Origin of the sequence: Thalassobacter sp. 16PALIMAR09, assembly GCF_000765485.1 — a bacterium.
In the GTDB taxonomy this organism is placed as follows: Bacteria; Pseudomonadota; Alphaproteobacteria; order Rhodobacterales; family Rhodobacteraceae; genus Thalassobacter; species Thalassobacter stenotrophicus.
Window position 1 is genome coordinate 390098 of record NZ_JHAK01000003.1, and the last position, 26641, is coordinate 416738.

General features: G+C 57.0%; 27 protein-coding genes and 1 other RNA gene. 17 read left to right on the top strand and 11 right to left on the bottom strand.

Annotated features, from left to right (window positions below; all coding sequences use genetic code 11):
- The first annotated feature begins 2 nt into the window (after positions 1 to 2).
- The gene (locus tag PM04_RS09285) at positions 3 to 803 is read left to right on the top strand and encodes an SDR family NAD(P)-dependent oxidoreductase (RefSeq protein ID WP_038005881.1); all 801 of its coding nucleotides are present in this window, start codon (positions 3 to 5) and stop codon (positions 801 to 803) included.
- Between the two features lie 89 nt (positions 804 to 892).
- Positions 893 to 2137, top strand: coding sequence for a PAS domain-containing protein (locus PM04_RS09290; RefSeq protein WP_038005883.1), 1245 nt, complete (start codon positions 893 to 895; stop codon positions 2135 to 2137).
- Positions 2138 to 2181: 44 nt separating this feature from the next.
- Here PM04_RS09290 and PM04_RS09295 read toward each other — a convergent pair whose 3' ends face one another.
- The gene (locus PM04_RS09295; protein WP_038005884.1) at positions 2182 to 2928 is read right to left on the bottom strand and encodes a DUF1013 domain-containing protein; all 747 of its coding nucleotides are present in this window, start codon (positions 2926 to 2928) and stop codon (positions 2182 to 2184) included.
- A 128-nt stretch (positions 2929 to 3056) separates the two neighbouring features.
- Between PM04_RS09295 and PM04_RS09300 the strand changes: the two genes are divergently transcribed.
- Positions 3057 to 3686 (top strand): ribonuclease T2, encoded by a 630-nt coding sequence (locus PM04_RS09300; RefSeq protein ID WP_038005885.1) that lies wholly within the window; start codon positions 3057 to 3059, stop codon positions 3684 to 3686.
- Here PM04_RS09300 and PM04_RS09305 read toward each other — a convergent pair whose 3' ends face one another.
- The 7 genes from PM04_RS09305 to PM04_RS09330 all read right to left on the bottom strand — a co-directional run bounded on the left by PM04_RS09305 (position 3687) and on the right by PM04_RS09330 (position 8973).
- Entirely contained in the window at positions 3687 to 5090 is a 1404-nt protein-coding gene (locus tag PM04_RS09305; protein WP_161785695.1) for a bifunctional diguanylate cyclase/phosphodiesterase, read from the bottom strand.
- Between the two features lie 92 nt (positions 5091 to 5182).
- Positions 5183 to 5791 carry a recombination mediator RecR gene (gene recR, locus PM04_RS09310; protein WP_038005888.1) on the bottom strand — a complete coding sequence of 203 codons (609 nt, stop codon included), beginning with the start codon at positions 5789 to 5791 and terminating at the stop codon, positions 5183 to 5185.
- Between the two features lie 15 nt (positions 5792 to 5806).
- Complete coding sequence (locus PM04_RS09315) at positions 5807 to 6151, bottom strand: YbaB/EbfC family nucleoid-associated protein (protein WP_038005890.1); 345 nt, start codon at positions 6149 to 6151, stop codon at positions 5807 to 5809.
- A gap of 117 nt (positions 6152 to 6268) precedes the next feature.
- Positions 6269 to 6661 (bottom strand): hypothetical protein, encoded by a 393-nt coding sequence (locus PM04_RS09320; protein ID WP_152594007.1) that lies wholly within the window; start codon positions 6659 to 6661, stop codon positions 6269 to 6271.
- Positions 6637 to 8370: a DNA polymerase III subunit gamma/tau gene (locus PM04_RS09325; RefSeq protein WP_038005893.1), complete on the bottom strand. Its 1734-nt coding sequence runs from the start codon at positions 8368 to 8370 to the stop codon at positions 6637 to 6639. Before PM04_RS09325 ends, PM04_RS09320 begins: the two co-directional genes overlap by 25 nt.
- A 135-nt stretch (positions 8371 to 8505) precedes the next feature.
- Positions 8506 to 8603, bottom strand: an RNA gene (gene ffs, locus PM04_RS17660) — signal recognition particle sRNA small type.
- Positions 8604 to 8649: 46 nt separating this feature from the next.
- Positions 8650 to 8973, bottom strand: a complete 324-nt coding sequence (locus PM04_RS09330; RefSeq protein ID WP_038005895.1) for a hypothetical protein — start codon at positions 8971 to 8973, stop codon at positions 8650 to 8652.
- Between the two features lie 121 nt (positions 8974 to 9094).
- On the opposite strand from PM04_RS09330, the gene nudC reads away from it, so the two are divergent.
- Together nudC and PM04_RS17380 are read left to right on the top strand one after the other, a co-directional pair.
- Positions 9095 to 10051 (top strand): NAD(+) diphosphatase, encoded by a 957-nt coding sequence (gene nudC / locus PM04_RS09335; RefSeq protein WP_038005896.1) that lies wholly within the window; start codon positions 9095 to 9097, stop codon positions 10049 to 10051.
- Between the two features lie 36 nt (positions 10052 to 10087).
- Entirely contained in the window at positions 10088 to 10549 is a 462-nt protein-coding gene (locus PM04_RS17380; RefSeq protein WP_052068330.1) for a hypothetical protein, read from the top strand.
- Here the strand turns inward: PM04_RS17380 and PM04_RS09345 are convergent.
- A complete protein-coding gene (locus PM04_RS09345; RefSeq protein WP_038005897.1) occupies positions 10546 to 11385 on the bottom strand; it encodes a prephenate dehydratase in 840 nt (279 codons plus the stop codon). The genes PM04_RS17380 and PM04_RS09345 overlap by 4 nt on opposite strands.
- A gap of 100 nt (positions 11386 to 11485) precedes the next feature.
- On the opposite strand from PM04_RS09345, the gene PM04_RS09350 reads away from it, so the two are divergent.
- From PM04_RS09350 to PM04_RS09370, 5 genes are all read left to right on the top strand, one after another.
- Positions 11486 to 12016, top strand: a complete 531-nt coding sequence (locus tag PM04_RS09350) for a cytochrome c family protein (protein ID WP_038005899.1) — start codon at positions 11486 to 11488, stop codon at positions 12014 to 12016.
- A 197-nt stretch (positions 12017 to 12213) separates the two neighbouring features.
- Entirely contained in the window at positions 12214 to 14076 is a 1863-nt protein-coding gene (locus PM04_RS09355) for an extracellular solute-binding protein (protein WP_052068329.1), read from the top strand.
- The gene (locus tag PM04_RS09360; RefSeq protein ID WP_038005901.1) at positions 14077 to 15171 is read left to right on the top strand and encodes a microcin C ABC transporter permease YejB; all 1095 of its coding nucleotides are present in this window, start codon (positions 14077 to 14079) and stop codon (positions 15169 to 15171) included.
- Positions 15172 to 15173: 2 nt separating this feature from the next.
- A complete protein-coding gene (locus tag PM04_RS09365; protein WP_038005902.1) occupies positions 15174 to 16283 on the top strand; it encodes an ABC transporter permease in 1110 nt (369 codons plus the stop codon).
- A complete protein-coding gene (locus PM04_RS09370; RefSeq protein WP_038005903.1) occupies positions 16280 to 17893 on the top strand; it encodes an ABC transporter ATP-binding protein in 1614 nt (537 codons plus the stop codon). Before PM04_RS09365 ends, PM04_RS09370 begins: the two co-directional genes overlap by 4 nt.
- Here the strand turns inward: PM04_RS09370 and hemN are convergent.
- Complete coding sequence (gene hemN / locus PM04_RS09375; protein ID WP_038005905.1) at positions 17890 to 19245, bottom strand: oxygen-independent coproporphyrinogen III oxidase; 1356 nt, start codon at positions 19243 to 19245, stop codon at positions 17890 to 17892. The two genes, PM04_RS09370 and hemN, sit on opposite strands and share 4 nt — an antisense overlap.
- A 64-nt stretch (positions 19246 to 19309) precedes the next feature.
- Here hemN and fnrL point away from each other — a divergent pair, with 64 nt between their 5' ends.
- Positions 19310 to 20062: a transcriptional regulator FnrL gene (gene fnrL / locus PM04_RS09380; protein WP_369793305.1), complete on the top strand. Its 753-nt coding sequence runs from the start codon at positions 19310 to 19312 to the stop codon at positions 20060 to 20062.
- On the opposite strand, the gene PM04_RS09385 is transcribed toward fnrL, so the two are convergent.
- Entirely contained in the window at positions 20059 to 20889 is an 831-nt protein-coding gene (locus PM04_RS09385; protein ID WP_038005908.1) for a universal stress protein, read from the bottom strand. The two genes, fnrL and PM04_RS09385, sit on opposite strands and share 4 nt — an antisense overlap.
- A 197-nt stretch (positions 20890 to 21086) precedes the next feature.
- Here PM04_RS09385 and ccoN point away from each other — a divergent pair, with 197 nt between their 5' ends.
- The 6 genes from ccoN to PM04_RS09415 all read left to right on the top strand — a co-directional run bounded on the left by ccoN (position 21087) and on the right by PM04_RS09415 (position 26636).
- Positions 21087 to 22685, top strand: a complete 1599-nt coding sequence (ccoN, locus tag PM04_RS09390) for a cytochrome-c oxidase, cbb3-type subunit I (RefSeq protein WP_038005909.1) — start codon at positions 21087 to 21089, stop codon at positions 22683 to 22685.
- 12 nt (positions 22686 to 22697) lie between these two features.
- Positions 22698 to 23423 (top strand): cytochrome-c oxidase, cbb3-type subunit II, encoded by a 726-nt coding sequence (ccoO, locus tag PM04_RS09395; RefSeq protein ID WP_038005911.1) that lies wholly within the window; start codon positions 22698 to 22700, stop codon positions 23421 to 23423.
- A gap of 11 nt (positions 23424 to 23434) precedes the next feature.
- Positions 23435 to 23629, top strand: a complete 195-nt coding sequence (locus PM04_RS09400; protein WP_038005912.1) for a CcoQ/FixQ family Cbb3-type cytochrome c oxidase assembly chaperone — start codon at positions 23435 to 23437, stop codon at positions 23627 to 23629.
- Complete coding sequence (gene ccoP / locus PM04_RS09405; RefSeq protein WP_038005913.1) at positions 23626 to 24504, top strand: cytochrome-c oxidase, cbb3-type subunit III; 879 nt, start codon at positions 23626 to 23628, stop codon at positions 24502 to 24504. Before PM04_RS09400 ends, ccoP begins: the two co-directional genes overlap by 4 nt.
- Before the next feature lie 237 nt (positions 24505 to 24741).
- On the top strand, positions 24742 to 26163 hold the full coding sequence (gene ccoG, locus PM04_RS09410; RefSeq protein WP_038005914.1) for a cytochrome c oxidase accessory protein CcoG: 1422 nt from the start codon (positions 24742 to 24744) through the stop codon (positions 26161 to 26163).
- Positions 26160 to 26636 (top strand): FixH family protein, encoded by a 477-nt coding sequence (locus PM04_RS09415; RefSeq protein WP_038005915.1) that lies wholly within the window; start codon positions 26160 to 26162, stop codon positions 26634 to 26636. Before ccoG ends, PM04_RS09415 begins: the two co-directional genes overlap by 4 nt.
- The last annotated feature ends 5 nt before the right edge of the window (positions 26637 to 26641 follow it).

Here is a 26641-nt window from a genome sequence, read left to right on the forward strand (position 1 = left end):
TTATGGCGCTGAGCATCAGTGGCAAGACGGCAATCGTGACAGGTGCGGCCAACGGCGTCGGTCTGGCCATTGCGCGGCATTTTGAGGAACGCGGCGCCAAAGTGATGTGCGCGGATCGCGATGAAGCAGGTCTGGCTGAACAGATCGGCGACAGCTCTGAGAACATGAAATTTTTCGCCGGGGATCTACGCGAAAGGTTAACGGTAGCCAACCTTTTGTCGGCAACGGTGGATGCATTTGATCAGGTGGATATCTTGGTCAACGCCTCCCGGCAGGTAGATAAAACGGACCCGCTAGACCCAGAAGACGGCACTGTGATGGCCTTGCTTGAGCAGAACCTAATGACGTCCCTTAGGCTCAGCCAAGCGGTGGCCAAGCGTATGATAACGCAGGCAGAAAACGATGGGCGGGATGAAGGGATTATTGGTTCGATCATCAACATCAGCTCTATTGCCGCGCGTCGGACGCAGGCGGATTTGCTGGGCTACTCGATCTCGCAAGCCGCGCTTGATCAAGCGACGCGGTCGCTAGCCGTTGCGCTCGCGCCTCGGCGCATCCGCGTGAATGCTGTAGCGTTTGGTTCGGTGATGTCCGCATCGTTGAAATCGTCGTTGAAAGAAGACAGCGATCTACGCCCCGCTATCTGTGCAGGCACGCCGATGGGACGTATCGCAAAGCCAAGTGAAGTTGCTGATGCTGCTCAGTTTTTGGCCAGTGACGGGGCAGGCTTTATGACGGGGCAAATCCTGACAGTGGATGGGGGGCGCACGCTTCTTGACCCCGTGGATGGCGCGGCGCACTGATCGTATTTGGCGCGCTTCTGCTGCCGTTAACCGATTGAGAGGTTTTGTCCGCTAGGCATGTGGCGTGCCCCTCATTCGAGTCGTCGATCATGTCAAACGCCACGCCCCAATCCTCCGGTACCCGTGAGGAAGAAGTCACCTTTGAGCCGCATGAGCTGTTCTTTTCACGAACGGATGAACGCGGGGTCGTATTGTTCGGCAACGACGTGTTTCTGCGCACCAGTCATTATCCGTGGGAGGAGATGTCCGGCGCACCGCATAAAATCGTACGACATCCCGACATGCCGCGTGCCGTTTTCTGGATCCTTTGGGAGGCTTTGAAAGCGGGAACGCCGATTGGGGCATACATTAAAAATCGTGCGAAGAATGGGCAGCCCTATTGGGTATTTGCAATTATCACACCGATTTCAGGCGGGTACCTTTCCGTGCGGCTAAAGCCGTTGAGCGAGTTGAAGCCCAAAGTAATTGAGGTTTACGAGCGTATACGCGCCAAGGAAAACGCTGAAAAGCTAGAACCACAGGCCAGCGCTGCACTGTTCTTGGAGGAAATCAAAGCACTTGGCTTTAGGGATTACCCGACGTTTATGGCCCATGCCTTGTCCAAGGAGGTTGAGGCGCGAAACACCTTCATGACGCGCACAGATAATCCTGCGATGACGCGCTATCGCAATATGTTGGATGCGCTAAGCCGGATTGAAGCCTCTAGCACCAAAATCGTTGCGGGGTTTGCCAACATAAAGACATCGCCAATTAACATGGGGGTCGTCGCGGCGCAGATGGGCCAACAGGCGCTTCCGCTCAGCGTAATTTCACAGAGTTTTAGTGATATGATTGAAGAAATTCGGAACGGAATTGCCACATTTGTAGCGCGCGCCGATACGGTTGCGGCTGAGATTCACAATGGATTGTTTGTGACATGCGCCAATCAAATCCAGAACGAAGTGATTGATATCTTTGAGGCTGGCGATGACACTGCCGTGATTGAGGCAGAGGGTAAGTTCCTGTCGGAGTTAGAGGAACGTTACCTGCAAAGTGGGCTTCAACACATGGTTGAAGAGATCACGCAATTTCACAACACGTGCAAACGGTTGACGCGGACGCTCTCGGGGCTTTCGGTGACCAGTATCATTGGCCAAATCGAAAGTGCACGTATCGGTCAACAGGGCGGCGGTATTGACGACATTATGCGTCAACTCGACGGCTTTCAGGAGCGGACGCGCAAGGAGTTGGCATCCATTCAGGACGATAGCAACATTCTGCGTGATGCGCTTGAGCATGAAATCGCAAGTGCGCGCGGTGTGGATGCGGGCACGCAAAAACGCCGCGCAGGATGAACCGCGCGGCGTTTAACCGTTAATACAATCAATAGAACAGCGCTTTATGGCTGTTCGTCGTCTTCGTCTGCACTCGCTTCCGGCAGGTTGAACAGGCTGTCGGCATCAAGCTCAGGACCTTCGTCCTCACGCGGATCATCAGAGAGCGTAAAGGTTTCTAGGCCGGAAATAGCAGCGGGGATCTTTGGCTCGCTGTCCATCTCAAGGCTTTGCTCGGTGGAAACCAGTTTGCGACGCTCATCATCGGACATGATGCTGCCCTCAGCGGCGAGCTTTTTGGCGGCCTTTTGAACGGCTGCATCAAGCTCGGACTGTTTGCATAGCCCCAGAGCAACCGGATCAATCGGTTGAATACCTTGGATGTTCCAGTGGGTCCGCTCTCGGATGGCTTGGATGGTTGGCTTTGTCGTCCCAACCAGCTTCGAGATTTGGCCGTCGCTAAGTTCGGGGTGGAATTTTACCAGCCATAGGATGGATGCGGGGCGATCCTGACGCTTTGACAGCGGCGTATAGCGGGGCCCACGGCGTTTTTCCTCACCCACAGCGGCGGGATTGAACTTGAGCTTTAGCTTCTGCGTCGGATCTTTTTCAGCCGCGTCGATTTCATCTTGGGTCAACTGGTTGTTCGTGACCGGGTCAAACCCTTTGACCCCGGTGGCCACATCGCCGTCCGCAATGCCTTGTACTTCCAGCTCGTGTAGGCCGCAAAAATCGCCAATCTGCTTGAAGCTGAGCGTGGTGTTGTCCACCAGCCAAACGGCAGTGGCTTTTGCCATGATCGGTTTGTTCATCTCGTGTCTCTCCTTACGGCATAGCTGTCCCGTCGCCCGGCTGGGCGGCGATCTGTCGACCGCGGGTTCTCGCTTTTTGGGGAACTTGAGCGGTATATATGCTCTAGATAGGCCGGAGGGAAGCAAAAATGCGTTGGATCATGGCGTTGTTGATGTTGGCAGGCGTGGTGCATGCTGATGAACCAAAGGCTGGCGTGTTCGATTATTATGTGTTGTCGCTGAGTTGGACGCCAACGTGGTGTGCCCTCGAAGGCGATGCGCGCGGCTCGTCGCAGTGCGATCAGGGGCGTGGATTTGGGTTCACTTTGCACGGGCTGTGGCCCCAGTATTCTCGTGGCTGGCCCAGCTATTGCCGTACGCCTCACCGTGAGGCGACCCGAAGTGAGACGGCCGGGATGGCTGATATCATGGGGTCCGCTGGTTTGGCGTGGCATCAATGGAAAAAGCATGGGCGTTGTTCTGGGTTGAACCCTCAGGCGTATTTTTCTGCATCACGCGCGGCATACGACGCAATCCAGCGGCCTGAAATGCTGCGTGATCTAGACCGAGAGGTCACCTTGCCCGCGCGTTTGGTTGAGGAGGCGTTTTTGCAGGCCAACCCATCCTTGCGGGCCGATCAAGTGACGATCACTTGCAAGGCCCGACGCATTCAGGAGGTCCGTGTCTGCCTGACCAAGGACCTTGAGCCGCGCAGATGTGGGGCCGATGTGATCCGCGATTGTCGCCAAAATGACGCCCTGTTCAGTCCGATGCGCTAGTTAGGACAGCCTTTTGAGCCATTCATCGACGGGTGCTGGCCGACCCAAAAGGTAACCCTGCACAAGGTGGATGCCAGAGGTGCGGACGGTTTCCAGCTGGGCTTCCGTCTCAACGCCCTCGGCGATGATTTCAAATTCGAGCGTGCGAGACATTTCCATCAGGCCATCCAATATCCCTGCATTGCGGGCGTTATTGTGGAGGTCCGTGATGAAATGGCGGTCGATTTTGACGATATCGACCGGAAATTCTTGCAGGCGCTGAAGGTTGGAAAACCCGCGTCCAAAGTCATCTAGGGCGACGCGAACACCGGCTTCACGCAGCGCTTCAAGCATACGTTTCGCGCCCTCTGGGTCTTGAATAACGGCGCTTTCGACAATCTCAAACACCATCCGCTCGGGCGGGACGCCGTTCAACAGTTCACTGATCCATTCGGGCGCCAGCTCATTGCCGCGCTCAAGAAAGCTGTTCGACACGTTGAATGCGCAAAACATGCCGGGGGGGTCTTGGGTAAAGGCGTTGGCTGTGCGGCTCGCGGCTTCAAGCGGGAGTTTAAGATCAAGGTGATGGGCATCCGTCATCGTATCAACAAAGCTTTCGGGGAGGTGAACCTCGCCTTCGGGTGTCACCCAACGAAGCAAAGCCTCGACCCCGACGGGTTTGCCAGCATGAATATCCCAAATGGGTTGCACGTAATAAGTCATCTCATCGCGGTTCAAACCATTTTGGATTTCTTCGATTGTGGGCCTCGACGCTCGTTTTGTTCGCGTTTTCAGGAGTTCCTCATCAGCGGTCTTGACCCGATTGCGCCCTTCCAATTTGGCCAGTGCTAGCGCGTCTTCGGCCAAGATTACTGCGCTGATCAGCTTTTGATCGGGGTACAGGGGCGCAATCCCGATGGAGGCGCTGCGGCTTACCAAAATCTCACCGCTGGGCACTGACGTTTTGGCGATCACCATGCCAATTCTGACCGCCGTAAGTTGCGCCTCCTTCAGATCGGGGGTGTTTAGGACGACGCAAAATTCATCGCCGCCCGTGCGCGCAACGGTGCCGGTGTTCCCCACCAGATCAATTAAGGCACTGGAAACTGCCGCGAGCAATCGGTCGCTCGTATCAAACCCGTGCCCGTCGTTCACGCTGCCAAGATTGTCGAGATCGATGCACAACACGTGGACATCATCCGACCGGCCTTCATTTTCAATGAGCGAAAACAATTTGCTACGGGAGTATGCAGACGTCAGGTCGTCCCGCTCAAGCGCGTCGACAAGGTCGGTGTTTTGCGAGTTAAGCGCATCAACTTGGGTGCGCGTATCCGCAAGCAGTGCCCGCAGTTGCATGGCGTACACGAGGCCCACTAACGCTAATGCACCAAGGGCTGCCAACAGCACGAGGGTCCAAAATTCCATAATAAACAACATGAGCAACGATTTTTTTGATACGATATGCGTGAGCATAGTGCGCATACAATCGGTGGTTGTCAAAAAATTGTCAGTGCTGCTTAGCGAGGCATCTCTTTGCGGGCCGAAAGCGCGGCAGAAATGGTGCCGTCATCTAGATAATCGAGCTCCCCGCCGATGGGCACGCCTTGGGCAAGGGTGGTCATTGCGACGCCTGTATGGGCCAGCTCACCCGCGATGTAGTGCGCCGTTGTTTGACCATCCACGGTGGCGTTCAGTGCGAGAATGACCTCTTGCACGGCTTCGCCTGTGATCCGGTCCTTGAGCCGGGGCATGCGTAGTGCCTCGGGTCCGATATCGTCGAGCGGTGACAGTGTGCCGCCCAAAACGTGGTAGCGCCCGCCGAACATGCCCGAGCGTTCCATGGCCCACAGATCCGACACTTCTTCTACGACGCAAATCTGACCATTGGCGCGCTTTTCAGAGGCGCAGATGCTGCAGACTTCTAAGGTGCTGATGTTGCCGCAATTTAGGCAGGCACGTGCGGTCTCAGCCACATGGGTCAACATGCGGGACAGCGGCTGCATCTGCGTGTCACGCTTTTTGATCAAATGCAGCACAGCACGCCGCGCAGATCGGGGACCAAGCCCGGGGAGCTTGGCCATCATTTCGATCAGCGCGTTGAGGTCAGACAGGTCGTCCGTCGCCATATCAGGGTTCGCGGCTCAGAATGGCAGCTTCATTCCCGCGGGCAAGCCCATGCCTTCGGTCAGTTCCTGCATTTCGCTGGCGGCCTTTGCGGCGGCTTTTGTTTGCGCATCATTGATGGCGGCAAGGATCAGGTCCTCGACGACTTCTTTTTCATTGGGGTCAAAGATCGACGGGTCGATATCGAGACCCGTCAACACGCCTTTGGCTGTGGCAGTCGCTGTCACAAGGCCCGCGCCGCTTTCGCCGGTCACAGTGATGTTGGCGAGATTATCTTGCATCTCAGCCATTTTTGTCTGCATTTCCTGCGCTTTTTTCATCATGCCGGCCATATCGCCAAGCTGACCAAGTCCTTTGAGCATCGTAAACTGCCTCTTTGTCCGGGTGTCCAAGTTGGTTGACAAGGTAACCCCCGTCGCCCCCATTCGCCAGCCCAAACAGACAGATTAAGGTGTCGCAGTGACGAAGCTGTGCTGCGCCTAGAGCCGGGTGGACTTTGGCAGCGTATACAAAACTGTCCCGGCACACATCAGTGCGACCCCGATCAGGAACAGGGCAGGGGACCCGACGCAGCCCTCGATAGCGGCTTGCGCGAGTTGCGCATTCCCGTTCAAGGCCACGGCAGACGTCCACATCGCCCACGCGACAACGACCGCCAATCCGCCCCACTGGCTGCGAAAGCGGACCACAAGCGCGGTCGCTACGATCAATAAAAGGCTGGGTGGCGTGCCAAACAGCGCCACGGCCTCGGTTAGGGCTGTGGCCTCTGAGCCGGTCCAATTGGGCCGGACTTGGGCGCAAATATCGGCGAGTGCGGGTGCGGGTATGGCCGCAAACGCGGCAAGGATCACTCCTCTTCGAACGGATCCCATTCGTCGGGTACCTCCGGCAAAGCATCGGCGAGGGCTTGTGCGGCCAGCGCCTCTGGGGTTCGAATTTCAAGGATTTTGGCCGTTGGAAATAGATCGAAAACGGCGGCCATCATGGGATGCGCTTTGGCCTCGGCCTCTAGGGCGGCGGCTTCTGCGTCGCGGTCTTCGGCAATTGTTTTGCCACCGCCGGCGTTCACGACCGAAATCGCCCAGCGTTGGCCAGTCCAGCCCTGTAGCCGCGAAGACAGCCGAGCAGCTAGGTCGGCTGGGGCTTCTGGCGTGGGCTCAAATTCAATGCGCCCGGGGGCGTAATTGGCCAGCCGCAGATAGCTTTCGATTTCCACCAATAGTTTCACATCGCGGTGCTGACGGACCAGCTCAACCACTTGGCTAAACTGGTTGTACCGCTCCAGCCCCGGTGTGGGGGCTGCGGCGGGTGCGGCTTGGGCGCCAGAGCCGGACACCACATTCGTGACGCTGTTCATCGGGCCGCGTGGGCCGCCGCCTTGTGGGTTGGGGGCGCGGGTCGCAGGGGCTTGGCCTGCGGGCGGGTCCTTTTGCAACTTGCGGATTAGGTCGTCGGGTGCCGGTAGGTCTGCCACGTGGGTCAGACGGATGATCGCCATTTCGGCTGCCATCATCGCATTTGGCGCGGCAGAAACTTCTTCGAGTGATTTCAACAGCATTTGCCACATCCGGGTCAGGCTGCGCATGGGCAGGCCTGCTGCCATGGACTGGCCCCGGGCGCGTTCATCTGGTGAAACTGTGGGGTCCTCGGCAGCTTCAGGCGTAATCTGAATGACCGAAACCCAATGCGTGATTTCCGACAAATCGCGCAGCACCGCCAACGGGTCCGCCCCGTCCGAGTACTGCTGCGCCAGTTCGGTTAACGCCGCGGCGGCATCGCCCCGCATGATCATGTCAAACAGGTCCAGAACGCGGCCACGGTCGGCCAGCCCAAGCATCGCGCGGACCTGTATCGCGGTCGTTTCGCCCGCGCCGTGGCTGATCGCTTGATCCAGCAGGGACATCGCATCGCGGACAGACCCCTCTGCGGCGCGGGTGATCAACGCCAGCGCATCGTCCGCAATCTCTGCATTCTCAGCCGTGGCGATCTTGCGCAGGTGTGCGACCATAACCTCGGGTTCGATCCGGCGCAGGTCGAACCGCTGACACCGGGACAAAACCGTGACGGGGACTTTACGGATTTCGGTCGTGGCAAAGATGAATTTGACGTGCGCAGGGGGTTCTTCCAACGTCTTGAGCAGCGCGTTGAACGCGCTGGTCGAGAGCATGTGAACCTCATCGATGATGTAGATTTTGTAGCGAGCAGAAGCCGCGCGGTAGTGCACGCTGTCGATAATTTCGCGGATGTCGCCGACGCCGGTGCGTGATGCGGCGTCCATTTCCATAACATCGACGTGCCGTCCCTCAGAAATGGCAACGCAGTGTTCGCAGGTCCCGCAAGGGTCCGTCGTGGGGCCGCCCGTTCCGTCAGGGCCAACGCAGTTCATCCCCTTGGAAATAATCCGCGCGGTGGTGGTTTTGCCGGTGCCGCGAATACCTGTCATGATGAAGGCCTGCGCGATCCTGTCCGCCTCAAAAGCGTTGCGCAGGGTGCGGACCATCGCCTCCTGACCGATCAGATCGGCGAAAGTCGCAGGGCGATACTTGCGGGCAAGCACCTGATAGGCGGGTTGATCGGACATTGTGGCTCCCTCGGCTTAGGTCGCAGGATAGGGGCGCGTGCGTGGGGCGTCCAGCGTATGTGTTTGTGATTTTGTGCGATGGCGTCGTTTCAGCCGATTTTTCGGCGAAACTGCGATGCGCACCGTTGTGCGCTGGGGTGAGGGATTGGACATCGACCCAAGCGGGGCTCGTTGTGGCTGCTTCCTTCCGGACCTGACCAGGTTGGCGAGGCGCTTGCCCGCGCCAACCCCTCACCGCCCACCTAAGCAATGCCCAAAGATTCTGCAAGCCGCCCCGAGCTACAGGCAGATCAATTGTCGAAACGCCCCGTAACACACCTGCGGATCACCGGGGCCATCAATCCCGATTTTGGCGTAAACGTACCGATCCTCGTGGGTGATTTCGGTCAAGCCGCGCAGCACGTCCCAACAGGCGTTGGGTTGTAGCTTGCACAGTGTCACCATCGCGCCGTCCAGCCCCATATCGGCTAGATTCACTTCGGCGTCTTGCACGGCCTGCAACGTTCGCGCCTTTAGCAAACCTTCCACGGCCTCAGGCGTGGGTTTGGTGAATGCGGCGGCCAAGGTCAGCAACACAAGGGCATAGGTGCCAAGCTTTATCATCACGGTTTTCCTTGTGGCGAAACGGGTTGTCCTAATGATGGGGCAGGGGGCTGCATCGGCGCAAGCCCGTTGCCACTGCCCATCGGCTGTGCCATCCCGAGGCCAAACGGGGGAATTGGCGATGCGCTTGGCGGAAACAGTGACTTTTGGTGGCTCGGGCTTGGACCGAGCCGAGGATATTCGCCGGGCCCCCGAGGAATTGGCGAAGCTGCGCAAAGACGCGCGTATGTTGCTGTTGTGGCGGGGCAAACCCCTTTTGAATCCAGAGCGAGATGCGCTTGCATGGGTGTCGCCCGATCATCCTGTTGCCATGCAAGGTGCCGAAGAGGTGTTTTTGGGCCGGGATGCGCAGGGCGGGTTGTTCGCGCGCGATGTCTCAGACTGGGAGCCTTTGGGCGCGGATGAGCCTGAGATCGGTGCTTTTGTTGACCCGAGTGAGCAGAGCCACCCCGATCTGCCCAAGGGCACGGCCTTTGCGGAGTTGCGGCAGGTGATGTCGGGCCTGACCCCACGTGACGCAGAGTTGGCCGCGATGGCCAAGGCGATTTTGGAATGGCACCGCAGCCATAGGTTCTGTTCAAAATGCGGGGGGGCGACACAGGCCCGCAAAGCAGGGTTCCAACGCAAGTGTGACACCTGTGGCGGAATGCATTTTCCGCGTACGGACCCCGTGGTAATCATGCTGATCACGCACGGAAATTCTGTCTTGGTTGGACGCAGCCACGGTTGGCCAGAGGGGATGTATTCGCTGTTGGCGGGCTTTGTGGATCCGGGCGAATGCCTTGAGGCTGCCGTACGCCGCGAAGTGTGGGAAGAAGCCGGCGTGCGCGTCGGCCGTGTTGAGTACCTTGCGAGCCAGCCTTGGCCCTTTCCCATGTCGCTGATGTTTGGCTGCTGGGGCGAGGCGCTGGATCATGAGATCACGGTGGACGTCGACGAAATCGAGGATGCCCTTTGGGTGAGCAAGGAGGACATGATGGCCTCTTTCGCGGGTGAGAACCCGGCGCTCAAGCCCGCGCGCAAAGGCTCCATCGCGCAGTTCTTGTTACAAAACTGGCTTGCGGATACTTTGGACTAAGCGGCGAAGCCGCCCAAACTCCATGAGGCTACGGCAATGAAGCTCACCGCCAAGGCAGATATCGCCGCGCCGATCTATCAGGCGTTCGACGGCTTGTGTGATCCTGACCGGCTGGAACAAACGGTTCGCGGTCAGGGTGGCATCATTCGGCGCAATCCAATCGGGCCGGTGGAGAAGGGAACGCAGTGGGACGCGCGGATCGCCTTTCGCGGGGCCTCTCGGGAGGTTAGCTTTATCGTCACATCGTTGGAGGCACCCATGCTTATGCGGTTCCGGGGCAATGGCGCGGCTTTTGATATTGCGGTCGATGTAGAGCTGGCAGTCGTCGACGCGGTCACAACACGCCTGACGGTCACAACTCAAGGCGCGCCAAAAACGCTTCCGGCCCGGATCATGATGCAATCGCTCAAGTTGGCGCATGGCCAAATTCTGGCCCGGTACCGCGCGCGGATCGCGGAGTATGTGGCTGAGACCGAGGCGGAAATACGCCTGAGTTAGTGGCGGATATGGTCGGGGTCTGCGGGATAGGTGCCCAAGACCTTCACCATTGAACTGAAATAGCTCAATTCTTCCATGGCGCGTTGCACGGCGGGGTCCTCAGGATGGCCTTCGATATCAGCATAGAATTGTGTCGCAGTGAATTGGCCGCCGACCATGTAGCTTTCGAGCTTGGTCATGTTGACGCCGTTTGTGGCGAACCCACCCATCGCTTTGTATAGCGCGGCGGGGATGTTGCGCACCCGAAAGACAAAGCTGGTCAGCATCTGGTCCGAGCCGCGATGCGTCAGATCAGGCGTGGGTGACATGACTAGAAACCGGGTCGTGTTGGTGTCTTGATCTTCGATATCGCGTGCAAGGACCTCCAGCCCATACGTTTCAGCAGCCAGTTCCGATGCCAGGGCAGCAGCCCCCATTTCGCCCTCTTTGGCGATGTCGGCCGCTGCGCCCGCGTTGTCTGCGTGGGGTTCCGCGGTGATCGCGTTGTCCGCCAGAAAGCTTCGACACTGTGGCAGAATCACCAGGTGCCCTCGCGCGACCTTAATCTGTGAAAGGGTCTGACCGGGCATCGCCATCATGCAGATGCGGACCCGCACAAAAGCTTCATCAACGATGTGTAAACCCGAATCTGGCAACAATCGGTGCATGTCAGCCACACGCCCATATGTCGTGTTTTCCACCGGAAGCATGGCCAATTCCGCATCGCCATTACGCACTGTTGCGATCACATCCTCAAACGTTGCGCAGGGCACTGGGGTGTGGTTGGGGCGGGCTTTCAGGCAGGCTTCGTGAGAGTAGGCGCCAAGCTCTCCCTGAAATGCAATGCGGGCAGACATTTAGATTCTTTCTAATTTGGTCGTTTGGTCGCGGTTCTATACCTTGAAACAGACTAGGAAAACCACATACATACACCCGAACGACGATGAGGGACGCTCAATGTTTGATATGATGACGATAACAAAAGCTGGTGCATCGCTTTGCGCGGCCCTGCTCTTTCTCTTGCTCGGTGGATGGGCTGCTGAAACGCTTTACCACGTTGGTGGGAAACACTACGCCGGCCACGACAAGCACGAAGCCGTGCAAGGTTACCGCATTGCGGTTGAAACAGGTGACGCGCCTGCGGAAGAAGTCGTGCAAGTGGCATTCGCAGACGTATATGCTACGGCCGATGCCGGCGCGGGTGAGCGTCAGTGGCGCCAATGTTCGGCCTGTCACAAGCTTGAAGCTGGTGCCAACGGCACAGGGCCCTACCTGCACGGTGTTGTGAACCGGCCCAAAGGTGTTGCTGATGGCTACGCCTACTCGGAAACGCTGGCCACCATGGGCGGTGACTGGAGCCCCGAAAACATTGCGAACTTCATCGCAAACTCGCGTGAATACGCTCCCGGCACCAAAATGAACTATAACTTCCGCGGCTCCGTAGAAGATAAGGCGAACCTGATCGCTTACATGGCAACCTTTAACTAAGGTTTTGCCAATCCAGATTGCAAAGGCCGCTCCATCGGGGCGGCCTTTTTTCGTGTTTGTGCTCAATTTTGCGTTAGCAAATTTGCCCCGGAGCCAGATCGCACTTTAATTAGTCTTGAACTTTAAGCACGTGCGACGTCTTCTGCAGAGGCGGTAGCGCGCATAGATCGACAAAAACAGGACAGGGAGCGCAGCGAATGACACGGGCGAAACACGGGTTGGCGGCTTTTGGACTGGCGATGTGTGCCGCGATGGCGCCTGCCTCGGCAGAGGACGTGATTGTCAGCCATGGGTTTTCAAACTTTGGCGCGCTAAAATACGGGCCGGGAGAGCCGTTTTCGTACGTTAACCTAGATGCGCCCAAAGGGGGGGAGATCAGCCTATCGACGCTGGCCACCTTCGACAGCTTTAACCCCTTTACCCGCAAGGGCGTGGCTGAACGCACTGGCGATGACCTGCTGTACGAAAACCTGATGATCGCCGCGGCCGATGATCCCTACGGCTCTTACTGCTATCTTTGCACCACGATCGAATATCCCGAGAGTCTGGATTGGGTCGTGATGAACTTGCGCGATGACGTCACCTTTTCCGATGGCACGCCGATGACGGCAGAGGATGTGAAATTCACAATTGATCTGTTTTTGGACCAAGGCATCGCGGAGTTCCGTTCCATTATTGATGGGTTTTTTGAGAACATCGAAGTGACCGGCTCGCATCAAATCCGGTTCGAATTTACGCAAGCCGCACCCAAGCGCGACCGCATGGGGTTGGTCGGGCTGTGGAACCCGTTTTCTAAGGAATGGTTCGCGCGCACAGGCGCTCGGCTGGACGAATCCACAGACGAAGAGGCGTTTATGGGCACGGGGCCTTATGTGATTGGCGACGTCGATCTGGGGCGCTCGGTCGTGTATCGCAAAAATCCCGACTGGTGGGGCGCGGATCATCCGCTCAACCAAGGTCGGTTCAACTTTGAGGCTGTCCGGGTTGAGGCTTTCCTCGATCAGACTGCGGCGCTTGAGGCGTTTAAGACTGGCGCATACACGTTCCGCACGCCCGGCTCGTCCAAGGAATGGGCAACGGCTTATGATTTTCCCGCGGTCCAAGACGGGCACGTCACTGTGGACACAATCCCCAGTGGGAACATCACCGGCGGCTCTGGCTTTGTGTTCAACCTCCGCCGTGAGAAATGGCAAGACAACCGTGTGCGTGATGCCGTGCGGATGCTGTTCAATTTCGAATGGTCCAACCAAGCGCTGTTTTTCAACTTGTTTGAGCGGCACCATTCGTTTTGGCAGGGATCGAACCTAGAGGCCGTCGGCGCGCCCGAGGGGGCTGAGTTGGCCGCGCTTGAGCCGCTTGTGGCCGAGGGCTTGTTGGACGCGTCAATCTTAGAAACCGAAGTGTTAATGCCGCCCGTTAACACATCCGAGAGCAACCGCGTTGATCGCCGGTCCCGTCGGCAAGCGCTGAGCATGCTAGAGGATGCGGGCTGGAGCCTTGGTGACGATGGCCTGTTGCGCAACGCTGGCGGTGAGACGCTGGAGCTGATCATCATCCAGTTCAATGCCGAAATGGACCGCATTATTAACCCTTATATCGATAATCTGCGTGCCGTTGGTATCGATGCCAGCCTGCGCCGCGTCGACACTGCACAATACGTCGAGTTGCGCCGTTCGGGTGATTGGGATCTGACCAACATCGCGGCTGGTCAAGGTTTTGAGCCGAGCTTGGGGCTGAAACAATGGTTTGGCTCTGAGACGGCTGAGAACAGCTCGCGCAACATTATGGCACTGTCTGATCCAGCGGTGGATCGCTTGATCGATGCCGTGATTGAGGCCAAAACACTGGATGAGTTGGAGCCGCGCACCCGCGCGCTAGACCGCGTTTTGCGTGCGCATGGCTTTTGGGTGCCGCGCTGGGGTACCACCGATTATTGGGTCGCTTACTGGGATCAATACCGGCATCCCGATCCCCTCCCACCGCTTGACCTCGGTTTGCTGGATTTCTGGTGGTACGACGCGGAGGCCGCTCAGCAGTTGAAAGACGCGGGAGCCCTGTAAGTGGCCGCCTATATTTTTCGACGTCTTTTGCTGATGATCCCCACGCTTTTGGGGATCATGGTGATCAACTTTACCTTGGTACAGTTCGTGCCGGGCGGCCCTGTCGAACAGGTGTTGGCGCAGCTTGAAGGCGGCGGCGACGCCTTTGCCAATATCTCTGGCTCTGGCGGTGATTTGGGGGTTGAGACCAACGTCGTTTCCGGCGGGAGTGAACGGTACGTTGGTGCGCGAGGCTTACCAGAGGAATTTATCAAAGAGCTTGAAGCACAATTCGGCTTCGACAAACCGCCGCTTGAGCGGTTCCTCAACATGATGTGGAACTACATGCGTTTCGACTTCGGCGAGAGCTACTTCCGCTCGATCTCAGTCGTGGATTTGGTGCTGGAAAAGATGCCCGTGTCGATCACGTTGGGCCTATGGTCCACTTTGATTGCCTATTTGGTTTCGATCCCGCTGGGCATCCGCAAGGCAGTGCGTGACGGGTCCGATTTCGATACATGGACCTCGGGGATCATCATCGTGGCCTATGCAATCCCGGGCTTTTTGTTCGCGATTTTGCTGTTGGTTTTGTTCGCAGGCGGCAGCTATTTTCAGTGGTTCCCAGCGCGGGGGCTGACCTCGGCTGAGTGGGACACATTCGGCCCGATCCGCAAGGTTTTGGACTACTTCCACCACATCGCTCTGCCGGTGTTGGCATCGACTATTGCGGCTTTTGCAACGCTGACGTTGCTGACGAAAAACTCATTCTTGGATGAGATCAAAAAGCAATATGTGACCACGGCCAAGGCCAAGGGGTTGTCGGAAAATGCGGTGCTCTATGGCCATGTGTTCCGCAATGCGATGTTGATCATTATCTCTGGTTTTCCGGCGCTGTTTGTCAGTGTTTTCTTTGGCGGGTCTCTTATCATTGAGACGATATTCTCACTCGACGGTTTGGGGCGCCTAGGTTTTGAGGCAGCCTTGAACCGTGACTATCCGGTGATCTTTGGCACGCTGTTTGTCTTCACACTTATTGGCTTGGTGGTCGGGCTGTTGTCTGACCTGATGTACGTCTGGATCGACCCGCGCATCGATTTCGAAAGCCGGGAGACCTGAGTATGGCTTGGCTTTCCCCCCTGAACCAACGTCGCTTGCGTAACTTCAAAGCCAACCGCCGGGCGGTTTGGTCGTTATGGGTGTTTTCCATCCTGTTTGGGCTGTCGCTTTGCGCCGAGATCATCGCTAACGATAAGCCGATTTTGGTCAAATATCAGGACGGCTACTACACGCCGTTTCGAAGCTTTTATCCAGAAACGACCTTTGGTGGCGACTTCAGGACCGAGGCGATCTACCGTGATGTTGAAGTTCAATGCCTCATTATCACGGGCGGTTTGATCGACTGCTTCGACGACCCTGAGGGGTATATTGAGAATGCGGCAGACGGGTCCATCAATGGCGAAGAGATATCCGTCGGCTGGATCATGTGGCCTGTTGTGCCGTTCAGCTATGATACCGTGAACGACATTGGCGGTACGGCACCATCCGCCCCCGACGGCACCCACTGGTTGGGCACAGATGACACCGCGCGCGACGTGCTGGCGCGTGTGATCTATGGCTTCCGCCTCTCGGTTTTGTTCGCTTTGGTCGTGACGGTTTTGACCTCTGTTATCGGGATCACGGCAGGGGCTTTGCAGGGGTACTTTGGTGGCTGGGTCGATTTGATTTTCCAGCGCCTTATGGAGATCTGGAGCTCGACCCCCTCTCTCTACATTATCATCATTGTGGCGGCGATCGTGCCGATGAACTTCTGGCTTTTGGTCGGGTTGATGACACTCTTTGGATGGACCGCTTTGGTGGGCGTTGTGCGAGCTGAATTTCTGCGCGCCCGCAACTTCGAATATGTTCGCGCGGCGCGCGCCTTGGGCGTGTCCAACGGGACGATCATGTTTCGTCACGTCTTGCCAAACGCGATGGTCGCCACGGTGACGCTGTTGCCGTTCATCGTAACAGGCACAATCGGCGGGTTGGCGACGCTGGATTTTCTCGGCTTTGGGATGCCCTCGTCGGCCCCGTCGCTGGGGGAATTGACGCTTCAGGCAAAGCAAAACCTGCAAGCACCTTGGCTGGGGTTCACGGCATTCGTGACCTTCGCCGTGATGCTGTCGCTCTTAGTGTTCATCTTTGAGGGCGTCCGCGATGCCTTTGACCCACGAAAGACCTTTCAATGAGCGCAGTGTTGCAAGTCAAAGATCTTCGGGTTGGGTTCCGGCAGGACGGTCAGATCGTTGAGGCAGTGAAAGGAGTTTCCTTTGAGGTTGCGCGCGGTGAGACCGTGGCATTGGTCGGCGAAAGCGGCTCGGGCAAGTCGGTAACGGCGTTGTCGACCGTGTCGCTTTTGCCAGATGCGGCAGAGGTGTCGGGCTCTGTCACCTACAACGGCACGCAGATGGTGCACGCGCCCGAACCGGATTTGCGCCGCGTGCGCGGCAACGACATCAGTTTCATTTTCCAAGAGCCGATGACGTCGCTCAACCCGTTGCACACTATTGAAAAGCAACTCGCTGAAAGCCTAGCCCTGCATCAGGGGCTTAACGGTGATGCTGCTCGTACCCGCATTTTGGAGCTGCTTGAACGCGTCGGTATCCAAGACGCCGAGAGCCGCCTGAGCGCCTATCCGCACCAATTATCAGGTGGGCAACGGCAACGTGTGATGATCGCGATGGCGCTTGCGAATGGGCCGGAGTTGTTGATCGCGGATGAGCCGACCACTGCGTTAGACGTCACGATCCAAGCGCAAATTCTTGATCTGTTGACAGAGCTAAAAGCTGCCGAAGGTATGAGCCTTTTGTTCATCACGCATGATCTGGGCGTTGTGCGGCGCATCGCGGATCGCGTGTGTGTGATGCAGGGCGGTGAGATTGTCGAAACCGGTCCGACTGAGCAAATCTTCAGCTCCCCCCAACATCCTTACACGCAAAAGTTGCTTGCGGCGGAGCCTTCGGGTTTGCCCGATCCAGCGCCCGCAAATAGCGATGTCGTCGTCAGTACCGATGCCCTGCGTGTGTGGTTTCCGATCACGCGTGGGTTCTTGCGTAAGACTGTTGGCCACGTAAAGGCCGTGAACGCGGCTACGCTGGATGTGCGTGCCGGTGAAACCCTTGGGATTGTGGGCGAAAGTGGGTCGGGTAAGACGACGCTTGCGCTTGCGCTGATGCGGTTATTGTCATCGGAAGGGCCAATCGTTTTTCAGGGCCAAGATGTCCAAGGGTGGACGTCCCGGCAGCTGCGCGACCTGCGGCGACACATGCAGATCGTTTTCCAAGACCCCTTCGGCAGCCTTAGCCCGCGCATGACCGTCGCCCAAATTATCGCCGAAGGGCTGGGCGTGCATGATTTGGGGGAAGGTCGCCCACACCGTGAGCTGGTCGCGGAAATCCTGACCGAGGTCGGCCTTGATCCGGCGATGATGGACCGATACCCGCATGAGTTTTCTGGGGGGCAACGCCAGCGTATCGCCATCGCGCGCGCGATGATTTTGCGGCCCAAACTGGTGGTCTTGGATGAGCCGACAAGCGCGCTAGACATGACGGTGCAGGTTCAAATCGTCGATCTTCTGCGTGATCTGCAAAAGAAATACGGGTTGGCTTATTTGTTCATTAGCCACGACCTCAAGGTCGTCCGCGCGTTGAGCCATAAGGTGATGGTGATGAAGCAAGGCGACATCATTGAGGCAGGGCCCGCACAACAGGTGTTTGATGCACCGCAAACCGAATACACGCGCGCCCTGATGGCGGCAGCGTTTGACCTAAAGTCGGATGAGGCCGTGATTGAGGCCTAGATCGCGGCGCTATGGCTGCCTTGGCTGATGTCATAGGCGTCAAAAACGCGCGCGATCATGCGTACAAGGGGCCGTGCCTGCGGACGTATGCGAAAGTGGGTCGGAGTGATCTCAACCATACCAGCGAACTGGTTGGAGGCTTGGGTGTACAGCCGGTTCAAGGTGTCTTCTGAAACACCAAAGCTTGAGACGATGTCTGCCGTCTCAACCTCAAAATCGCACATAAGCGCCTCAATCATCCTGCCGCGGAATTTGTCATCCGCGGTGAACACATGGCCCCGGGCGGTTGCTAATTCACCTGCCCGCACGGCGGACTGATACCCTGCTGTCGCGCTGATGTTTTGGCTGAACCCTTGCGGGAATTTTGAGATAGATGAGGCCCCAAGACCGATCAGCACATCACATGTGTCGTCGGTATACCCCTGAAAATTACGCCGTAGCCGACCCGTATCCCGCGCAATCGCAAGGCCATCGTCCGCGCGCGCAAAATGATCGATCCCAATCTCTTTGTAGCCATCCCACAAGAACAGCTTCTTGGCGTTTTCATACAGTTGCAGACGTTCTTCTGGGGTGGGCAGCGTGTCTGTTGGGATCATTCCCTGACGTCGGGCCATCCAAGGCACATGGGCGTAGCCATAAAGAGCCACGCGGTCCGGCGTGAGAGATAGCAACAGCTGCACGCTTTCGGCCAAACGCTCGGGGGATTGTTCGGGCAGTCCGAACAGAATGTCTGCGTTTAGACTTTTGACGCCAAGATCGCGCAGGGCATCAACGACATCGCGCGTGGTTTCATAGCTTTGGATACGGCCGATGATTTTTTGAATGTCAGGGTTAAAATCCTGCACCCCGATAGAGGCGCGGTTCATGCCGCCGGCCTTCAAGGCCTTGAGCCTGGCCTGATCAATCTCATTTGGATCAATCTCGACCGAGAACTCGGCGTCTGGTTCCCACCGCACGATATCTTGGAAAGCGTCCGAAATGCGCGTTATCATGTCGGGCGCAAGTAGTGTCGGCGTACCGCCGCCCCAGTGTAGGCGCGCCAAACTGACGTCTGACGGAAGCATTGATTTTAGCGTCGCGATTTCCTGAAGTAGGCTGTCGACATAGGCGCGGACAGGTTCATCTGACCGCACTCCTTGGGTACGACATGCGCAAAACCAGCATAAACGCCGGCAAAAAGGGACATGCATATAGAGTGAAAGCTTGGTCCCGGGGGCAATGGATTCTATCCATTCGCGCTGCACTGCGGCATTAACGCCCCCTGCAAATTGTGTGGCGGGCGGATAGCTCGTGTAGCGCGGGACCTTCGTATCGAACAGTCCGTATCGCTTAAGTTGTATTTGTTCACTCATTTGTTTACCATTATACCGAAAGATGGTCTCCGCCTTGATCGAGATCAAGCAAAGAAGGCAAAAGATGCCACGTACAATGTCCGCCCCACGGCTCACTCAGCAGGATTGTAGCAATTGTCCGATTCGACATAGCGCAGTGTGCGCGCGCTGTGAGGCTGATGAATTGGAACGTTTGGAGAGCGTGAAATACTACCGCTCCTATAAGGCGGGCCAACAAATCGCGTGGGCGGGCGAGCCCCTGGATTTTGTCGGATCGGTGGTTGAGGGTGTGGCCACACTGACGCAAACCATGGAGGATGGCCGTCGTCAGATGGTTGGCCTGTTGCTGCCATCGGACTTTTTGGGGCGGCCCAATCGCGCGAAGGCCACGTATGATGTGGTGGCGACGACGGACCTTGTGTTGTGTTGTTTCCGGCAAAAACCATTTCAGGAACTACTTCTCGACACGCCCCATATTTCTCAGCGTTTGCTGGAGATGACGTTAGACGAGCTTGATGCTGCGCGCGAATGGATGATCCTGTTGGGGCGCAAAACTGCGCGTGAAAAGATCGCGAGCCTTTTGTCGATTATCGCCCGTCGGGATGCGTCGCTTCGTGAAAATCCGGCGGAGCAAACTGTAGTCTTTGACCTGCCCCTGACCCGCGAAGCGATGGCCGATTATCTGGGGCTTACGCTGGAAACCGTTAGCCGTCAGATATCTGCATTGCGTCGGGACAAGGTCATTGTTTTAGAAGGCAAACGCCATGTCACGGTGCCCGATTTTGACCTGTTGATGTCTGAAACAGGCGATGACAGCGACGGTGGCATTTTCGGTTAATGCGCCAATAACAGCGGCACTGCTGACTGCTCGAGCATGCGGCGAGTGGCACCGCCCAACACCGCCTCGCGTAGGCGAGAATGCCCGTATGCGCCCATGACTAACAGGTCGGCTTCGGTATCCACGACGTGACGCGTTAACGTGTCTGATACGCGGGGCAGCGTCTGCACATCGATCACCACAGAAGGGTTGCCACCGTGCCGGGCCAACATCCTAGCAATGTTTCCGCCTGGGTCGCCTTGTGTCGCGCTATGGCGGGGTGGATCGACGATCAGGACATCTGTGCGTTTGGCCGCAGCAAAGAACGGCAGGGCGTGGCGCGCGGCTGCGACAGCTTCGCGGGATTGGTTCCATGCGAGGACGATTCGCTCAGGCTGCCCGATGTCATCTGAGGTAATTAGAACGGGTGCGCGTCCGCCAAACAACGCGGCCTCCACAATCGTGGGCGCATGTGCGGCGCGGCTGGGCGCATAGGGTGGCGGAAGAATGACGATATCGGCGAATTGGCTGCGCTCTGCCACCATATCGCCTATCGTTCCGGGCTGCACAACTGCCGCTTGAACGTCAAATAGCACCCCCTGCGTTTGTAACGCCTCGTTCGCCTCGGATTGAAGAGCCTGCGCCTGCTCAACGGCCTGAAGCCGCCCGTCATCGTAGACCAAAGATGTCGCACCCGCGAAATAAACACCGGGTTGGGTTGCATCCACCCCGACACAGATCACCTCAAGGTGGCTGCAATGTGCACGGGCGAAAGGCAGCGCTGTTTTTGTCATAATTTCAATATCTTGATGATTGCTAATCACGGTCAAAACGGTGGCGAAACGCATGGTCTTCTCCTGCTTGTTTCTCTGCTCCACAGCTATTGGATCGAGATTTTGACAGCCATGACCTGTGTCAATTCGTCGATGCCGTTTCTTGACATGGATCAATGCAACTTAGAGGCGCGCTTGCGATGTGGGTCTTCATGAACAGGCCCACCGGCTCGCAGTTGAGCCAAAATGGGCGGAACAAGGGGACGCACGAGATGACCGATTATCTCAAGCTTGCAGTGCTGGCTGTGATCACGCTTTTTGCGGCGATTGCAGCCAACTACGCACGCGATGCAGCCTATATGGTTCACGCTATCTTAACGATGGTAACCGCGGGGGGGCTGTTTTTGTGGCAGCTGCGCCGTGTGGATGAACCAAAGGCGCAACCAGCAAATGAATATATGGACGGGCCCGTGCGGGCATCCGTCATTGCCACTGCATTTTGGGGTGTTGTGGGTTTTTTGGTAGGCACTTTTATTGCCTTCCAATTGGCCTTTCCGGTGCTCAACTTTGAATGGGCGCAAGGATACTTGAACTTTGGACGCTTACGCCCGCTGCACACCAGCGCAGTGATTTTTGCGTTTGGGGGTAACGCTCTGATCGCATCCGCATTTTATGTGGTGCAACGAACTTCTGCGGCCCGGCTTTGGGGCGGAAACCTCAGTTGGTTTGTGTTCTGGGGCTACCAGTTCTTTATCGTTTTGGCCGCGACCGGCTACTTGCTTGGGTCGACCCAAAGCAAGGAATACGCCGAGCCCGAGTGGTACGTCGATATCTGGCTGACCATCGTTTGGGTCTGCTTTTTGGCGGTTTTTGTTGGCACGCTTGTGCGCCGCAAAGAGCCGCACATCTACGTGGCAAACTGGTTCTATCTGGCGTTCATCATTACTGTGGCGATGCTACATTTGGTTAACAACTTGTCGTTGCCGGTTTCGATCTGGGGCTCCCGCTCTGTGCAGGTCATGTCGGGCGTCCAAGATGCCATGACCCAGTGGTGGTACGGGCACAACGCCGTGGGCTTTTTCCTGACGGCGGGTTTCTTGGGGATGATGTATTATTTCATCCCAAAGCAGGCCGATCGCCCCGTGTTTTCGTACAAGCTTTCGATCATTCACTTCTGGGCTCTGATCTTTTTGTACATCTGGGCCGGTCCTCACCACCTGCACTACACCGCTCTGCCCGACTGGGCCTCGACGCTTGGAATGGTGTTCTCGATCGTGCTGTGGATGCCTTCGTGGGGCGGGATGATCAACGGTCTGATGACGCTGTCTGGCGCATGGGACAAGCTGCGCACCGATCCGGTGTTGCGGATGATGGTCACCTCGGTCGCATTCTACGGGATGTCGACGTTTGAAGGGCCGATGATGTCGATCCGTGCGGTGAATTCACTGTCGCACTACACCGACTGGACCATTGGCCACGTGCATTCTGGCGCGCTCGGTTGGAACGGAATGATCACCTTCGGGATGCTCTACTTCCTGTTCCCGAAACTGTGGAACAAGCAGCGCCTTTACTCGCTCAGCCTCGTGTCGTGGCACTACTGGCTCGCGACGATTGGCATCGTTCTCTACGCGTCGTCCATGTGGGTGACGGGGATCATGGAGGGCCTGATGTGGCGCGAAGTGGACGCAAACGGGTTCCTTGTGAACAGCTTTGCCGACACCGTTGCCGCCAAGTTCCCGATGTACGTGGTGCGCGGTTTGGGCGGGGTCCTGTTCCTCGCGGGATCGCTGATCATGGTCTACAACCTGTGGATGACTGTCGCCAAAGGCGAGGCGAAAGCCCCGGCTCGCGTCGCAGTCCCTGCTGAATAAGGAGGAGATCTCATGTCTATCCTCAGCAAACACAAAAAGATCGAGACGAATGTCACGCTTTTGATGGTTCTGTCCTTCTTGGTCGTGACCATCGGAGGCATCGTGCAGATCGCTCCGCTGTTCTATCTCGAAAACACGATTGAGGACGTAGAGGGCATGCGCCCCTACTCCCCACTCGAACTCGCAGGGCGCGAGATCTACATCCGGGAGGGGTGCTATGTCTGTCACTCTCAGATGATCCGCCCAATGCGCGACGAGGTGGAGCGTTATGGCCACTACTCGCTGGCGGCGGAATCGCAATATGACCATCCATTTCAATGGGGGTCCAAGCGGACGGGGCCGGACCTGGCTCGTGTCGGTGGGCGCTATTCTGACGACTGGCATATTGATCACCTGATCAGCCCACAGTCGGTGGTGCCCGAGTCGGTCATGCCCAAATACGGCTATCTGTTAGACCGCAAGGTAAAGCCAGAAATGGTCCGCGATCTGATGGCGACGCACCGCATGGTTGGCGTGCCCTATACCGAAGAAATGATTGAGTTCGCGGCCGCTGACGTGCGCACCCAAATCGACCCATGGGGGGACACGGATGATTTCCTTGCCCGCTATCCCAAGGCGCAGGTGCGCAATTTTGATGGTGCAGATGGCGTGTCCGAAATGGATGCCCTTGTGGCCTATCTTCAGATGCTCGGCACGTTGGTCGATTTCTCGACCTTCACACCCGATGCAAGCCGGTAAGGAGGCAGATCATGGAAGATATTTACACCATCACGCGCGCCTTTGCCGACAGCTGGGCTCTGCTTGTCATGTTCGCGATGTTCATTGGAATTATCCTTTTTGCCTTCCGTCCCGGAAGCAACAAGGTGCATGCCGATATCGCGAATATCCCCTTCCGTCATGAGGATAGACCCGCAGCCGATAGCGGGGAGGAGGCATCGAAATGAGCCATCAAACCGAAGATAAAGAACAAGAACTTCAAGCGGGTGACCCCAATACAACCGGTCACAGCTGGGACGGGATCAAAGAGTTCGACAACCCGATGCCGCGTTGGTGGCTCTGGACGTTTTACGCCTGTATCGTCTGGGCGATTGGCTACACGATTGCCTATCCCGCTTGGCCGATGCTCAAGGAAGCCACCCCCGGCTTGTTGGGCTATTCCACTCGCGCCGAAGTGCAGCAAGACATCGACGCAGTCGAAACCCAAAATGCACCCCTCTGGGAGCAAATCGAACAGGTGGAGTTGGCCTCGCTAAAGGACAACACCGACCTGCACGGCTTTGCGGTGAACGGGGGCGCTGCGATCTTCAAAACGTGGTGTGCACAGTGCCATGGATCGGGTGCTGCGGGTGCCGTTGGGTATCCCAACTTGCTGGATGATGACTGGCTTTGGGGCGGGACTGTCGACGACATCGCCCAAACTGTGGCCTACGGTATTCGTCTTGAAGACGTGGCAGACAGCCGATTTTCCGAGATGCCAGCCTTTGGCGAAATCCTCGCCGAAGAGGAAATCGCACAAGTCGTCTCCTATGTCCGCTCGCTGTCTGATGCGCCCCATAACTCAGCCTTGGCCTCGGCGGGTGAGGTCATCTTCTTGGACAATTGTTCAAGCTGTCACGCCGAGGATGGCACGGGTGATCGGTTCCAAGGGGCGCCCAACCTGACGGATGCGATCTGGCTTTTCGGCGGCTCCGAGGAGGCGATTACCGAGACGGTCATGAACTCTCGCTATGGGGTTATGCCGAACTGGAACACACGGCTTTCTGAGGGCGAAATTCGCGCCGTTGCGGCGTATGTGCACCAGCTTGGTGGGGGCGAATGACCTAGGTTCGGATCCGTCCTAAACGGGCGGATCTGAAAGGGGTCTCACCTTGATCCTGTTCGCGCGTTTCCAAAGGTGGACCCACTCTGGCCGCCCTCCGCATTTCGGGGGGCGGTTTTCATTTGTGGTCTCTCATTGAGCGAAAGGGGCAAAACTTGACACAGGTCAATGTTCGCTGGGCATCACAACCCTAGGAATAGTGAAGCGAACAGAACCCTAATGAAACGAGTCGGTTGTATGACTGCGTCCCCTGAGACCCCAAAATCCCTTTATGCGGCTCGTGAGCCGATATTCCCGAAGCGTGTTTCAGGCTATTACCGGAACCTGAAATGGTGGATTCTGGCCGTGACGCTGGGCATCTATTACGTGATGCCGTGGATCCGCTGGGACCGTGGACCTAACTTGCCTGATCAGGCCGTCCTGTTGGACCTTGCGCATCGCCGTTTCTTTTTCTTTTGGATCGAAATCTGGCCGCACGAATTTTATTTCGTGGCGGGCCTTCTGATCATGGCAGGCTTGGGGCTGTTTCTTTTTACGTCTGCGCTGGGCCGGGTTTGGTGCGGGTATTCCTGCCCGCAAACCGTTTGGACTGACCTTTTCATCCTCGTTGAACGTTGGATCGAAGGGGACCGTAACGCACGCCTACGGCTTTGGAAGTCGAAATGGGATTCCAAGAAAATCCGCCTTCGGATCACAAAGTGGGTGGCATGGTTGCTGATCTCGGTCGCGACTGGGGGCGCTTGGGTGTTTTATTTCACTGATGCGCCCACGCTTCTGGTCGATCTGTTCGCGTTCGAGGCACATGCGGTTGCCTATACGACCATCGCAATCTTGACGCTTACCACCTTCGTGTTTGGCGGCTTCATGCGCGAGCAAGTTTGCATCTACATGTGCCCGTGGCCACGTATCCAGGCCGCAATGATGGACGAAGACACGCTCACGGTGGCCTACCGGGACTGGCGGGGTGAGCCGCGCGGCAAGAAACATGATAACGCAACCGGTGATTGCATTGATTGTATGGCCTGCGTGAATGTGTGCCCAACTGGGATCGACATTCGTGATGGTCAGCAAATGGCGTGCATCACCTGTGCACTGTGCATTGATGCCTGCGATGATATCATGGCCAAGGTCGGCAAACCGCGTGGTTTGATCGATTACATGGCTTTGACCGACGAAACGCTTGAGCGTGAAGGCAACGCGCCAAAGCCGATCATGAAGCATATTTTGCGCCCCCGGACGATGATTTACACGGCTCTTTGGGCCGGTATCGGCTTTGCGCTGGTCTTTTTGCTGTTCATCCGATCGCCAATCGACATGACGGTCGCGCCTGTGCGTAATCCGGTCAACGTGGTGTTGTCCGACGGCTCAATTCGCAACACCTACGACATCCGTCTGCGTAACATGAGCGGGACGGACAAACCTTTCTACATTTCCCTCAAGGGGGATGAGGCTCTGACGCTGCAACTAGAGGGTGCAGACGATCAGGTCGCAATGGTGCCCGCAAACGAGACCTTTTTGCAGCGTGTCTACGTGACTGCACCGCGCGGTAGTGGTCCGGCCACTGGCGATCGCACCGAGTTCAGGTTCTGGATTGATGATTTCGTTAATTCCGCACGGGCTCATACTGACACTGTTTATTTTGGGAGGACGACAGAATGACTGACAACGACCAAGTGACAAGAAAAGAGCTAACAGGACGTAAAGTCTTTGCGATTATGGCAACCGGGTTTTCCGTGATCATCGGCGTCAACATCACAATGGCCTATTCCGCGATCTCGACGTTTCCCGGTTTGGTTGTGAAAAACAGTTATGTCGCGAGCCAGAATTTTGACCGTGAGCGTAGCGCTCAAGAAGCGTTGGCATTGCAAATCGCCGCTGGCTACGACGCAGGTCAGATCAAGATTGTGGTCGATAGCCTTGCGGCCGTTCCGGTCGGTATCAAAAGCCTGAACGCGACGGTCGGGCGCGCCACCCATGCACGCTCTGATCTGACGCTGGATCTGCATAAAGCGGATGGCGTCTTTTCCGCACCCGCGGTGCTGGAGCCCGGCGCATGGGTTTTGCGGCTGCGCGGTGAGGCGCAGGATGGCACTCCCTTCCGCCAGGATTTAGGTCTGGCCGTGCGTGGCTAGCATAG